Source organism: Arthrobacter terricola (assembly GCF_004354015.1).
GTDB lineage: Bacteria > Actinomycetota > Actinomycetes > Actinomycetales > Micrococcaceae > Arthrobacter > Arthrobacter terricola.
This window is the reverse complement of record NZ_SMRU01000010.1, coordinates 38,796-51,423: the sequence shown is the minus strand read 5'-3', so window position 1 is coordinate 51,423 and position 12,628 is coordinate 38,796. Positions and strand designations below refer to the sequence as shown.

General features: G+C 64.9%; 11 protein-coding genes and 1 tRNA gene. 10 read left to right on the top strand and 2 right to left on the bottom strand.

What is annotated here, in order from left to right:
* Positions 1–5: 5 nt before the first annotated feature.
* On the bottom strand, positions 6–1,082 hold the full coding sequence (locus E1809_RS09980; RefSeq protein ID WP_133204081.1) for an AAA family ATPase: 1,077 nt from the start codon (positions 1,080–1,082) through the stop codon (positions 6–8).
* 140 nt (positions 1,083–1,222) lie between these two features.
* Here E1809_RS09980 and E1809_RS09975 point away from each other — a divergent pair, with 140 nt between their 5' ends.
* The 5 genes from E1809_RS09975 (at position 1,223) to E1809_RS09955 (ending at position 7,398) form a co-directional block, all read left to right on the top strand.
* Positions 1,223–2,125, top strand: a complete 903-nt coding sequence (locus E1809_RS09975; protein ID WP_133204080.1) for a TatD family hydrolase — start codon at positions 1,223–1,225, stop codon at positions 2,123–2,125.
* Between the two features lie 277 nt (positions 2,126–2,402).
* A complete protein-coding gene (locus E1809_RS09970; protein WP_133204079.1) occupies positions 2,403–3,548 on the top strand; it encodes a resuscitation-promoting factor in 1,146 nt (381 codons plus the stop codon).
* A gap of 113 nt (positions 3,549–3,661) precedes the next feature.
* Entirely contained in the window at positions 3,662–4,543 is an 882-nt protein-coding gene (rsmA, locus tag E1809_RS09965) for a 16S rRNA (adenine(1518)-N(6)/adenine(1519)-N(6))-dimethyltransferase RsmA (RefSeq protein WP_133204078.1), read from the top strand.
* Positions 4,540–5,517, top strand: coding sequence for a 4-(cytidine 5'-diphospho)-2-C-methyl-D-erythritol kinase (locus tag E1809_RS09960; RefSeq protein WP_133204077.1), 978 nt, complete (start codon positions 4,540–4,542; stop codon positions 5,515–5,517). The genes rsmA and E1809_RS09960 overlap by 4 nt, the downstream gene beginning before the upstream one ends.
* Before the next feature lie 60 nt (positions 5,518–5,577).
* Positions 5,578–7,398 (top strand): ABC-F family ATP-binding cassette domain-containing protein, encoded by a 1,821-nt coding sequence (locus E1809_RS09955; protein WP_133204076.1) that lies wholly within the window; start codon positions 5,578–5,580, stop codon positions 7,396–7,398.
* 8 nt (positions 7,399–7,406) lie between these two features.
* Here the strand turns inward: E1809_RS09955 and E1809_RS09950 are convergent, their stop codons facing one another.
* Positions 7,407–8,006 (bottom strand): TetR/AcrR family transcriptional regulator, encoded by a 600-nt coding sequence (locus E1809_RS09950; RefSeq protein ID WP_133204177.1) that lies wholly within the window; start codon positions 8,004–8,006, stop codon positions 7,407–7,409.
* A gap of 273 nt (positions 8,007–8,279) precedes the next feature.
* Between E1809_RS09950 and E1809_RS09945 the strand changes: the two genes are divergently transcribed.
* The 5 genes from E1809_RS09945 (at position 8,280) to pth (ending at position 12,399) form a co-directional block, all read left to right on the top strand.
* A tRNA-Gln gene (locus tag E1809_RS09945) sits at positions 8,280–8,351 on the top strand.
* A gap of 51 nt (positions 8,352–8,402) precedes the next feature.
* Positions 8,403–9,896 carry a bifunctional UDP-N-acetylglucosamine diphosphorylase/glucosamine-1-phosphate N-acetyltransferase GlmU gene (gene glmU / locus E1809_RS09940; protein WP_133204075.1) on the top strand — a complete coding sequence of 498 codons (1,494 nt, stop codon included), beginning with the start codon at positions 8,403–8,405 and terminating at the stop codon, positions 9,894–9,896.
* Complete coding sequence (locus E1809_RS09935; protein ID WP_133204074.1) at positions 9,893–10,873, top strand: ribose-phosphate diphosphokinase; 981 nt, start codon at positions 9,893–9,895, stop codon at positions 10,871–10,873. The genes glmU and E1809_RS09935 overlap by 4 nt, the downstream gene beginning before the upstream one ends.
* A 228-nt stretch (positions 10,874–11,101) precedes the next feature.
* Complete coding sequence (locus E1809_RS09930; protein ID WP_133204073.1) at positions 11,102–11,710, top strand: 50S ribosomal protein L25/general stress protein Ctc; 609 nt, start codon at positions 11,102–11,104, stop codon at positions 11,708–11,710.
* Between the two features lie 104 nt (positions 11,711–11,814).
* Positions 11,815–12,399: an aminoacyl-tRNA hydrolase gene (gene pth, locus E1809_RS09925; RefSeq protein ID WP_133204072.1), complete on the top strand. Its 585-nt coding sequence runs from the start codon at positions 11,815–11,817 to the stop codon at positions 12,397–12,399.
* The last annotated feature ends 229 nt before the right edge of the window (positions 12,400–12,628 follow it).

The following is a 12,628-nucleotide window of genomic DNA, read 5'->3' as shown; positions in this document are numbered from 1 at the left end:
CGCGCCTAGCTGCCGCGGCGTTCGGCGCCGGATTCCTGGTTGACCGGGAGCGAAGCCAGGATGGAGCGGATGACGCTTTGCGGGGTGTCTCCGGAGCTGGCGGCCTTGCGGTCAAGGATGATCCGGTGTGCCAAAACGGACTCGGCCACCAGCATGACGTCATCCGGAAGAACGAAGTCCCTGCCGTCGAGGGCGGCGGTCGCCTTGGCTGCCCGCAGCAATTGCAGGAGGGAGCGGGGGCTGGCTCCGAGGCGCAGCCGCGCGCTGTCCCTCGTGGCCCGGCCCAGGCCCACCGTGTATTCCTTGACGGACTCGGAGACGAAGACGCGCTGCACCGTGTTGATCATGGCGGCGACGTCGGACGCCGTGACCACCGGGGTGATCTTGGACAGGGGAGAGACCGCTTGATGCGTCCCCAGCATTTCGATCTCCGAGAGCTTGTCCGGATAGCCCATGGAAATCCGTGCCATGAAGCGGTCGCGCTGCGCTTCCGGCAACGGGTACGTTCCCTCCATTTCGATGGGGTTCTGCGTTGCCACCACCATGAAGGGTTCAGCCAATTGGTAGGAGAACCCGTCCACAGTCACCTGGTGTTCCTCCATGCATTCGAGCAAGGCTGACTGGGTCTTCGCCGACGCGCGGTTGATTTCGTCGCCGATCACGATGTTGGCGAACACCGCGCCCATCCGGAACTCGAACTGCCGCGACGATTGGTTGTAGATGGAAACGCCCGTGACGTCCGAGGGCAGGAGGTCCGGGGTGAATTGGATGCGGCTGACCTTGCAGTCGATCGTCCGTGCGAGGGTCTTGGCGAGGAGGGTCTTTCCGACACCGGGCACATCCTCCACCAGGAGGTGCCCTTGGGCGAGCAGAACGGTCAATGCCAGCTTGGCGGCTTCGGCCTTGCCGTCGATCACCTGGTTGATGACGGCCAGGATCTTTTCGCTAGCCGTGTGGAACTGGGCAGGGTCCATGACCGCGGGCTTGTGGCCGTTGGGGGATTGGTGTTCCGGAGGCGCGACCGCAACAGCGTCGTCGCGCAGCCTGTCTTCGTCGAACGTTCCGTGACGCTTTGAATCCATGGACAGCCCCTCAGCCATGACAGCGTTCCCGCAGGGCCGCGGTGCCCTGGCAGGGAATTACCGCCTTCGTTACCAGACTACCCAGCCTAGGCCCACCGCAAACAGAGGGATATCACCTTGCGGAAAGATAGGGTGGAGGCATGTGCACCTCCCTCCCACCGGCTCCCTACCGCGCGCCCGAAACATCCCAGGAGGCCCAGGGCGGGAACTCACGCAAGGAATTCCCGCCGGCGCCTGAGCCGTTGCCCGTTCCGGTGATGGACAACCACACCCACCTCGACTTCCGGCACGGCTTGTTGGAAGTGGCTGTTGTGGATGCCCTGGATGCCGCCGAAAGCGTTGGTGTCCAGGGAGCCGTGCAAGTGGGTTGCGACCTTGAATCTTCGCGGTTCACTGTGCAGGCACTCGAGATGGACCAGCGGCTACTTGGCGCCGTGGCCATCCACCCCAACGACGCTCCCGTCTACGCGGGACGGGGCGAACTCGAATCCGCCCTGGCCGAGATCGAGGAGTTGGCGGCCCACCCCAGGGTCCGTGCCATCGGCGAAACCGGCCTTGACTTTTTCCGCACCCACGGAGAAGGACTGGTTGCCCAACGCCACTCGTTCCGCCGGCACATCGACATCGCGAAGAGGCTGGACCTCACCCTTCAGATCCACGACCGGGACGCCCACGACGACGTCGTCCAGGTCTTGCGCGAGGAAGGTGCTCCGGAACGGGTGGTGTTCCATTGCTTCTCGGGTGACGCTGAACTGGCCCGGATCTGCAACGACAATGGTTGGTACATGTCCTTCGCCGGCACCATGACATTCAAGAATGCGGGGGACCTGCGGGAAGCACTCGCCATCGCGGATCCCGAATTGCTGCTGGTGGAGACCGATTCCCCGTTCCTGACGCCGCATCCATTCAGGGGCAGGCCGAACGCCAGCTACATGGTGCCTTACACCGTTCGTTCGATGGCTCAAGTAACAAATCGAGATCTTTCCGAGATGTGCGGGCAGCTCGCCCGGAACACGCTTGCCACCTACGGTTCGTGGGACTGAAACCTGCATAGGAATGTGATCTGATGCATACCCGGTATGCAATTTTCTTGGCCCCTTTATAACGCTTCGGTTACAGTGGGTAACCAGTAGCCGGGGTCGGGGAAGGCCACCGGAACACTTACTCCGTTCGCAATTGGAATTTTTCAGTTGAATTGAGTGTGGCGGCGCCCAGCCCCGCCGCAGTCCTCCAGCACGGCTTCGGCCGGGTTGGGGCCGCGGCAGGTTACCCCTGTGCGCTTTTCCCCGTGCCCGGATGGTCCAAAAGTTACGGGCAAACATGGTTAAGTTCTTCACCACGGACGGCAAGTTCAGTTTCGTCAAAGTCGGTGCGCAGCTGCTGGTGCTTTCGGCGCTAGTGCTTGGAGTCGTTGCCTTCACAGGCAACAACAAATCGGTCACCCTCAATGTTGATGGCAAAGTGAGTTCCGTCCAGACCTTCGGCAATACCGTTGACCAAGTGGTCAAGGCGGCCAAGGTCGACCTGAAGCCGGAAGACCGGGTCTCCCCGGCTCTGGACAGTTCGGTGCAGAACGGTTCCATCATCAACGTCAACCTGGCCAAGGCCGTCACCGTGAGCCTTGACGGGGCGAAGCGTACGGTCAACACCACGGCGCCCAACGTCGGCGGCCTCGTCTCCGAACTCGGCGTAGCAAGCGCTTCGGCCGTGTCCGAGCCGAAGGACCAGCAACTGGAAGTTGCGGGATCGTACGTTTCGATCCTGACCCCTAAGTCGATCAGCCTGATCGTCGACGGCCAGAGCTCGGCGAAAACCACGACGGCGCCGGATGTCGCCACGGTACTGAGCGACGCAGGTGTTTCGCTCGGCGCCAACGATCGCGTGTCCCAGCCCAACTCGGCTCCGATCGTCCCCAACATGGTCATCAAAGTTTCCCGCGTGGACACCAGCAAAACGGCCACGGAGACAGAGAACGTACCGTTCGACACGGTCACCACCCAGGATCCCAACCAGTACACGGACCAGAAGACCGTGACCCAGGAAGGCGTCCTCGGATTGCTCACGAAGACGTTCAAGCTCGTCCTGGTGGACGGCCGCGAAGCGAACCGCACCCTCGTCTCGTCGGATGTGACCACCAACCCGGTCCCGGCGAAGGTCACGGTGGGAACCAAGGCACGCCCCGCGCCGGCAGCTGCTGCGGCATCCGGACCCACCGGCGCCCCGAACGAAGCCATGTGGGACAAGGTCGCCCAGTGCGAGTCCGGCGGAAACTGGGCCACCAACACCGGTAACGGTTACTACGGCGGCCTGCAGTTCGACGTCCAGACGTGGCTCGGTTCCGGCGGAGGAGCGTACGCTCCCAACGCGAGCCTCGCCAGCAAGGCCCAGCAGATCGACATCGCCAACCGCGTGTACGCGCAGCGCGGCCTGTCGCCGTGGGGCTGCGGCTGGGCGGCTTCGGCCTAAGCCAGTCAGCGTATGGCCAAAAGGGCCGGGTCCGGTTACGGACCCGGCCCTTTTCGCGCGCAAAACAGCCATCCGGAAGCAGTCGTTGCGCGGCCAGACGATACGATACCTAGGTGACTGAACCGAATCCCGAACACGCCGCCGTCGCGCCCCTCCTGGGAGCTGTGGACATCCGACGGCTCGCCGAGGAAATCGGTGTCCGCCCCACGAAAACGCTGGGGCAGAACTTTGTCATCGACGGCAACACGATCCGCAGGATCGTCTCGGCCGCCTCGATCGATCCCGGGGAAACGGTCCTCGAAGTCGGGCCCGGCCTCGGGTCCTTGACGCTTGGCCTCCTCGACGCCGCAAAGTCGGTTGTCGCCGTCGAAATCGATCCCGTGCTGGCCGCCAAGCTGCCGGAAACCGTCCGCGCGTGGCGGCCCGACGCCGTCGACGACTTCTACCTGGTCCTCTCGGACGCCATGAAAGTCACCGAACTTCCCGTGCAGCCCACGGCCCTCGTGGCCAACCTGCCGTACAACGTCGCGGTGCCGGTGGTACTGCACCTGCTCCAGCACTTCCCGAGCCTGCAACACGGCCTGGTCATGGTCCAGGACGAAGTGGCGGACCGGCTCGCCGCGGCGCCCGGCTCGAAGATCTACGGCGTGCCCTCCGTCAAGGCCGCGTGGTACGGGACCATGCGCAAGGCCGGCGTGATCGGCATGAACGTCTTTTGGCCCGCGCCCAAGATCCACTCGGGGCTCGTCGCATTCACCCGGAGCGCCCCGCCGGCCACGCACGCCACCCGTGAGCAGGTCTTCAGGGTGATCGATGCCGCTTTCGCGCAGCGCCGGAAGACGCTGCGCGCGGCTCTGGCCCACTGGGCCGGAAGCCCGGCCGAAGCCGAACGTTGCCTCGTGGCGGCCGGCGTCGACCCGAGCGCGCGGGGGGAGGTCCTCGACATCAACGCCTTTGTCCGCATCGCCGAGGCCCGCCACCCCATGGAAGCATGAGCCCGGGCATCAGCGCCGCGAGCCGCGGGCGCTTCGCGGCCCGGACCGTGCGGGTCCGCGCACCCGGCAAGGTGAACGTCTCCCTCAACGTGGGCCCTTTGCGGCCCGATGGCTACCATTCCGTCGCAAGCGTGTACCTCGCGGTGTCCCTCTACGAGGAAGTGGCCGCTACAAGCACCGAAGAACCCGGGATCACCGTCAGCATCAACGCGGCAAGCACGCTGGACCTTGATGGCGTGGACATTCCCCTCGACGAGCGCAACCTCGCCTACAAGGCCGCGGCCATCATGCGGGACGTCTCGGAGAAGGCCACTGGAGTCCACTTGGACATCACCAAGCGGGTGCCGGTAGCGGGAGGCATGGGTGGCGGCTCCGCCGACGCCGCGGCCACGCTCCTGGCGTGCGACGCGCTGTGGGACAGCGGATTGTCGCGCGAGGAACTTGCCCACCTCGCAGCCGAGTTGGGCGCAGACGTGCCGTTTTCGCTCCTCGGAGGCACCGCCGTCGGGCTTGGAGTCGGCGACGAATTGTCTCCGGCCCTTGCGAAAGCGCAAATGGACTGGGTCCTCGTTTGCGCCGACTACGGGCTCTCGACGCCGGATGTCTTCCGGACGCTGGACATGCTCCGCAATGCCGAGGGGCTCGAGGCGCCCGAACCGCTCGAAGTGGATGCGAAGATCCTCCAGGCCCTGCGCAACGGCGATCCCGATTCCTTGAGCAAGCTCCTCGTCAACGACCTCCAGCGTGCTTCGATCGAACTGGCGCCCGGATTGCGGGACACGATCGGCCTCGGCGAAGCGAACGGCGCGCTCGCCGGGATCGTCTCCGGTTCCGGCCCCACCGTGGCCCTGCTCGCGGACAGTTCCCTGGCCGCGGGCGAGCTCGCCGAGGAGCTGCGGCACCTGGGGCACAACGCGCTGGCCGTGCACGGTCCGGTTCCCGGTGCCCGGATCATCTCCGATACCCTCCTATGACAACCCGAGACAACCTGCCTTCGGCGGCTGTCCTGAATCCCCACCAGAAAGTAGTACCCATTGGCCCACCTCCTCGGCGGTGAAAACCTCACCGTTTCGTTCGCGACCCGTACCGTCCTCGACGGCGTCACCCTCGGTTTGGAGGACGGCGACAGGATTGGCATGGTGGGACGCAACGGTGACGGTAAATCCACCCTGATGCGTTTGCTGGCCTTGCGTTCGACGCCGGACTCCGGCCGCGTGACCAAGCGCGGCGACGTGAACATCGGCTACCTGGACCAGTCGGACGTGCTCGACGGCGACCTCACCGTGGGGGCGGCAATCGTCGGCGACCGTGCCGACCACGAATGGGCCGCCAACCCGAAAATCCGGGAAATCATGGGCGGGCTCGTGGGCGACGTCGACTGGCACGCCAACGTCCACGCCCTTTCCGGCGGGCAGAAGCGCCGTGTGGCCCTGGCCAAGCTGCTCATCGAAGACCACGACGTCATCATGCTCGACGAACCCACCAACCACCTCGACGTTGAAGGCGTCGCCTGGCTGGCCCGGCACTTGAAGACCAGGTGGCGCGCCAACCAGGGTGCGTTCCTGGTGGTTACGCACGACCGCTGGTTCCTGGACGAAGTCTGCAACCGGACCTGGGAAGTGCACGACGCCATGGTGGACCCGTTCGACGGCGGCTACGCGGCGTACGTGCTCGCCCGCGCCGAGCGTGACCGGATGGCGTCCGTCGTCGAGAGCAAGCGCCAGCAACTCGTGAAGAAGGAACTGGCGTGGCTGCGCCGCGGCGCCCCGGCCCGCACCTCGAAGCCCAAGTTCCGCATCGAGGCGGCCAACGAGCTGATCGAGGATGTCCCCGCCCCCCGCGACTCGGTGGCGCTGAGCAAGATGGCGACGGCCCGGCTCGGCAAGGACGTGCTGGACCTGGAGAACGTGTCGCTCGATTTCGACGGCCGGAAGCTCTTCGACAACGTGACGTTGCGTCTGGCACCGGGGGAACGGCTGGGCCTGGTCGGCGTCAACGGGGCCGGCAAATCGACCCTGTTGCGGCTGCTTAATGGCGAAATCGACCCCAGCCAGGGCCGGCTGAAACGGGGCAAGACGGTGGTCACCGCCGTGTTGTCGCAGGACGTGCAGGAACTCGACGAAGTTTCCGACCTGAGGGTCATCGAGGTGATCGAACGGGAGAAGCGTTCCTTCGCCGTCGGCGGCAGGGAAATGACCGCGGGGCAACTCGTCGAGCAATTGGGCTTCACGAAGCAGAAGCAATGGACGCCCGTCCCGGACCTTTCGGGCGGTGAGCGCCGGCGCCTGCAACTGCTCAGGCTCCTGGTGGGCGAACCCAACGTGCTGATGCTCGACGAACCCACCAACGACCTCGACACCGACACCCTTGCCGCCGTCGAAGACGTCCTGGACGGCTGGCCGGGCACGCTGATTGTGGTGAGCCACGACCGGTACCTCCTGGAGCGTGCCACCGACCACCAGATGGCCCTCCTCGGGGACGGTAAGCTGCGCGGCCTTCCGGGCGGCGTGGACCAGTACCTGGAGTTGCGCGAAGCCGCTTTGGCGAGCGGAACCGTCCCGGGCCCGGCCGCCGCCGGTGGGAGTCCGACGTCGGGCGCTGCTGCTGCGACGGCGACTTCGGGGGCGAGCGAGGCGGAGAAGCGCGAGGCGCGCAAGGACCTGAACCGGATCGACCGCCAACTGGGCAAGATCGCCCAGCAGGAGGAAAAACTCCACGCGCAGATGGCGGCAAAGTCCGAGTCGGGCGATTTCGACGCGCTCAGCGACTTGAACGCCAAGCTCCAGGAACTCCTCGACGAGAAGGAAGGCCTCGAACTCGAGTGGCTCGAGGCGGCCGAGGTCCTCGGCGAGTAGCGAGGGGGCTAGGCGTCCGAGGTGAGCTCCGGGTCTTTCTGGAGGCCCGTCAGGCCGTTCCATGCGAGGTTGACCAAGTGGGCCGCCACAGCCCTTTTGTCCGGCTGCCGGTGGTCAAGCCACCACTGGCCTGTCATGGCAACCATGCCCACGAGCATCTGGGCGTACATGGCACCGTCCGCCGCACTGAAACCGCGCCGGGAGAATTCGTCGGCGAGCAAGTCCTCCACTCGCTCGGCCACATGGGAGAGCAGCGTGGCGAACGCGCCTTCAGGTTGCGACGGCGGGGCGTCCCGCATGAGGATCCGGAACCCGTCGGTCCGCTCCTCGATATAGCCCAAGAGGGCGAGTGCGGCTTGCTCGACGAGAATCCGCGGTTTGGCCTCGGCGGCCAAGGCGTCGTTGATCGATTGCAGCAGGGCTTGGAATTCAAGCTCGACAACCTGGGTGTAGAGCCCTTCCTTCGAGCCGAAGTGTTCGTAGATGACCGGTTTCGACACCCCTGCTGCCGCGGCGATTTCGTCGATCGTGGTCGCATCGAGTCCGCGGGCGGCGAAGAGGCTCCGGCCAATCCCAATGAGCTGGGTACGGCGCTGGGAGGCCGTCATGCGGGAACGGGCCACCTGGCGTTCCGGCGCGTTGTTGATGACCGCGGAACCCGTGGAACGCTGGGGGATTCCTGTGCTCTTGCTCACGCATCTATCATGCCTCAGCTCAAGCACGAAGGGACTTCGTGGCCCCGAAACCGGACCCAATCCAGGACTCGGGGCCGCGCCAAGTCGCGAACACGCAGCGCACATGGCAAACTAGTTTCTTGTGTGTGCGACCCGGTCAAACGGGCGCCCCGCGGAAGCCGTTCCGCAGGGCGGGCGTGTGCACGGTCCGCTCTGGTGTAACGGCAGCACCCCGGCCTTTGGAGCCGTGGAGTATAGGTTCGAATCCTATGGGCGGAACTAGTCGGTCATCTGCCGGCTCGTCTCTGAACGATCAAGGAGAGCGACTTCGTGAACCCTGACACCACCGGCCCCGCCGCAGTCATCGTCCTCGCTGCCGGAGCCGGTACGCGCATGAAGTCCCGGACTCCCAAGATCCTGCACGAAATCGGCGGACGCTCCATGGTCGCCCACGCCATCCAGGCTGCGCGTTCCATCGACCCCCAGCGCCTGGCCTTGGTAGTGCGCCACGAGCGCGACCTCGTGGCCGCGCACATCGAAGAGGTCGATCCCGAGGCCGTCATCGTGGACCAGGACGAGGTGCCCGGCACCGGCCGCGCGGTCGAAGTCGCCCTCGATGCCTTGGACGAGAAGGAAGAAGTCCGCGGAACCGTCGTGGTCACTTACGGCGATGTCCCCTTGTTGACAGGTGCCCTTCTCACCGAGCTTGTTGCCACCCACGAATCCGAAGGCAACGCAGTAACCGTCCTGACCGCGATCCTCCACGACGCGCACGGCTACGGCCGGATCCTGCGCGCCGAGGACGGAACCGTCCTGGGCATCCGCGAGCACAAAGACGCCACCGAGGATGAGCGTGCTGTCCGCGAAATCAACTCGGGCATCTACGCCTTCGACGCCAGCGTGCTTCGCACCCAGTTGCGCAAGGTGACTACCGAGAACATCCAGCGCGAAAAATACCTCACCGACGTCCTCGAACTGGCGCGCGACGCCGGAGGCCGGGTTTCCGCCGTCGTCACCGATGACCGGTGGCAGGTGGAGGGCGCAAACGACCGCGTCCAACTCGCCGCCCTTGGCGCCGAACACAACCGCCGGATCGTCAAAGCCTGGATGCGCGCGGGCGTGACCGTGGTGGATCCCGCCACCACGTGGATCGACTCCACTGTTGTCCTCGACGAAGACGTGCGGATCCTTCCCAACACGCAGCTTCACGGCGCCACCACTGTGGCGCGTGACGCCGTCGTCGGGCCTGACACGACCCTCACCGACGTCTCGGTGGGCGAAGGCGCGAAGGTGACCCGCACGCACGGCTCCGGTTCGACGATCGGCGCCCACGCCAGCGTCGGCCCGTTCACCTACCTGCGGCCCGGCACGGTCCTCGGCGAGACCGGCAAGATCGGTGCCTTCTACGAGACTAAGAACGTGACGATCGGGCGCGGATCCAAGTTGTCCCACCTCGGCTATGCCGGTGACGCCGAAATCGGCGAAGACACCAACATCGGCTGCGGCAACATCACGGCAAACTACGACGGCGAGAAGAAGCACCGCACGGTGATCGGTTCCGGTGTGCGGACCGGGTCCAACACGGTCTTCGTGGCCCCCGTGACAGTCGGCGACGGCGCGTACAGCGGCGCCGGAGCCATCATCCGCAAGGACGTTCCCGCCGGAGCCCTGACGTTGAGCATCGCCCGGCAGCGCAATTCCGAAGGCTGGGTCATCGCCAACCGCCAGGGCAGCAACTCGGCCAAGCTGGCGCAGGCCGCGCAAGCCGCCGCCCCCGATTCTTCAAGTACTCCGGCAACCACAGAAGAGGGCACACAGGCATGAGCGAAATTACCGCAAACGGTGAGAAGAGACTGGTTCTCGCCGCCGGACGGGCACACCCCGAACTGGCGCAGGAAATCGCCAAGGAACTGGAAACGGAACTCCTGCCGGTTGACGCGTACGACTTCGCCAACGGTGAGATCTACGTCCGCGCCGGTGAGAGCGTCCGTGGAACCGATGCTTTCGTCATCCAGGCGCACCCCGCGCCCCTGAACAACTGGCTCATGGAGCAGTTGATCATGATCGACTCCCTCAAGCGCGCTTCGGCCAAGCGCATCACGGTGGTTTCGCCGTTCTACCCGTACTCGCGCCAGGACAAGAAGGGCCGCGGACGCGAGCCCATTTCCGCCCGCCTGGTGGCCGATCTGTACAAGACGGCCGGCGCCAACCGGATCATGTCCGTGGACCTGCACACCTCCCAGATCCAGGGCTTTTTCGACGGCCCCGTGGACCACCTCATGGCCATCCCGCTGCTTGCCGACTACATCCGTACCAAGGTCGCCGCGGACAACATCACTGTCGTGTCCCCGGACACGGGCCGCGTCCGGGTGGCAGAGCAGTGGGCCGAGCGACTCGGCGGCGCACCGCTGGCCTTCGTCCACAAGATGCGTGACCTGACCGTGCCGAACCAGGCGGTCTCCAAGACCGTCGTCGGGCAGATCGAAGGCCGCACGTGCGTCTTGATCGACGACATGATCGACACCGGCGGAACCATTTCCGGTGCTGTCCAGGTCCTCAAGAACGCCGGTGCCAAGGACGTCATCATCGCCTGCACCCACGCGATCTTCTCCGAACCCGCCTCCAAGCGGCTGGCGGAATCGGGCGCGCGCGAAGTGGTTGTCACCAACACGCTGCCGATTCCGGCGGAGAAGCGCTTCCCGCAGCTGACCGTGCTGTCCATCGCGCCGCTGATTGCGCGTGCCATCCGTGAAGTGTTCGACGACGGTTCCGTCACGAGCCTCTTCGACGGCCAGGCCTAGCCAGCTGCGTTTCGCTCCTGCGGGACGCGGCTGCTAAACTCGTGGGGATACCTTGGCGAGGGAGAGCGCATTGCGGTTCTCCGTTATCGACTGGGTCTGAAACTCCTTCACCGAAGGCGGACCGGCTGCGGCCGGGATCCCGTCGGGCGTAGAAGGTCGCTACAGACCTCCGCCCTTGCTGATCAGCTTGCCTGGCAACGTGCCGGCCACAGTAATCAAGGAGTACATATGTCCGAGCAGAAGCTCGCAGCAGAACTGCGCACCGAATTCGGCAAGGGCTTCGCCCGCCGCGCCCGCGCAGCCGGCCAGATCCCGGCTGTCATCTACGGCCACGGCGCCGAGCCCATCCACGTCAACCTCCCGGGCCGCGCCACCACGCTGGCCGTCCGCACCGCCAACGCCCTGCTGTCCCTGGACATCAACGGCGAGGACCACCTGGCCCTGGTCAAGGACATCCAGCGCGACCCGATCAAGCAGATCATCGAGCACATCGACCTCCTGACCGTCCGCAAGGGCGAGAAGGTCACCGTCGACGTTCCCGTCCACGTCACCGGTGAAGCTGCTCCGGGTGCTATCGCCAACCAGGAAGCCGTCACGGTTTCCCTCGAAGCCGAGGCAACCCACCTGCCCACCGCCGTCGAGGTCAGCATCGAAGGCCGCGAAGCGGGCGCCCACGTCCACGCTTCCGACCTCGCCCTGCCGGCAGGTGTCACCCTGCTGAGCGACCCCGAGACGCTGGTCGTCAACATCTCCGAAGCCGCTCCGGTTGCTGAGGAAGAAGAAGGCGAAGCTGCCCCTGCAGCTGCAGCAGCGGAAGAGGCTCCCGCGGCAGAGTAGTCACCATGACTGCTTGAGGCGCATGCCCTTTGCTTTGTGGCCGGGACCTTCGGGTCCCGGCCATTTCTTTTCGTTCCGCCCCTTCAAGTCCCTAGGATGGCTCCATGACAGACACTTGGCTGATCGTCGGCCTCGGCAATCCCGGCAGTGAATATGCCAACAATCGCCACAACGTAGGCCAAATGGTCCTCGACGAGCTCGCTTCGCGGATGGGCGGGACCTTCAAAGCCCACAAGGCCAGGGCGCAAGTAGTAGAGGGCCGGCTTGGGATCGGCGGACCGCGGGTTGTGCTGGCCAAACCCATGAGCTACATGAATGTTTCAGGGGGCCCGGTTTCGGGCCTGGCCTCGTTCTTCAATATTGCTCCGGACCACGTCATTGCGGTGCACGACGAAATTGATATTCCGTTCAACACGGTCAAGTTGAAGATCGGCGGGGGAGAAGGCGGCCACAATGGCTTGCGGGATATCTCCAAGGCCCTGGCGACCAAGGACTATTTGCGGGTCCGGGTTGGCGTTGGAAGGCCCCCGGGCCGTATGGATACGGCAGACTATGTGCTGCGGGATTTCGGCACCGTCGAAAAGAAGGACCTGCCGTTTCTCCTTGACGAGGCGGCCGACGCCGTGGAGATGTTGATGAGCGACGGCCTCCTGGCGGCACAGCAAAAATTTCATCCAGTCAAGGCCTAAGCTCCTCATTCCAGCTATTTAACAAGCACGCTGTTAGTTGACTGATTGACTAATTGATTCGCGTGGATCGCTATGATAATTTGCAAATCAATGCAGGGCTGAAGAAGAAGCAGGAAGAAACAACCGCTGTACGTCACGTCCGCCGGAGCGACGAAGGTAGCGTGATCTGATTTGCGAGCTATACCGGAATCTGTCAGGGTGCGGCTTCCTTCGGACCGCCAAGCCTTGG

Excerpts from the sequence above, each read along its gene's own strand:
- E1809_RS09950 (WP_133204177.1), bottom strand. The coding sequence starts at position 8,006 with ATGACGGCCTCCCAGCGCCGTACCCAGCTCATTGGGATTGGCCGGAGC.
- E1809_RS09935 (WP_133204074.1), top strand. The coding sequence starts at position 9,893 with ATGAGCGAAATTACCGCAAACGGTGAGAAGAGACTGGTTCTCGCCGCC.
- E1809_RS09930 (WP_133204073.1), top strand. The coding sequence starts at position 11,102 with ATGTCCGAGCAGAAGCTCGCAGCAGAACTGCGCACCGAATTCGGCAAG.
- E1809_RS09960 (WP_133204077.1), top strand. The coding sequence starts at position 4,540 with ATGAGCCCGGGCATCAGCGCCGCGAGCCGCGGGCGCTTCGCGGCCCGG.
- pth (WP_133204072.1), top strand. The coding sequence starts at position 11,815 with ATGACAGACACTTGGCTGATCGTCGGCCTCGGCAATCCCGGCAGTGAA.
- E1809_RS09980 (WP_133204081.1), bottom strand. The coding sequence starts at position 1,082 with ATGGATTCAAAGCGTCACGGAACGTTCGACGAAGACAGGCTGCGCGAC.
- E1809_RS09970 (WP_133204079.1), top strand. The coding sequence starts at position 2,403 with ATGGTTAAGTTCTTCACCACGGACGGCAAGTTCAGTTTCGTCAAAGTC.
- E1809_RS09975 (WP_133204080.1), top strand. The coding sequence starts at position 1,223 with ATGTGCACCTCCCTCCCACCGGCTCCCTACCGCGCGCCCGAAACATCC.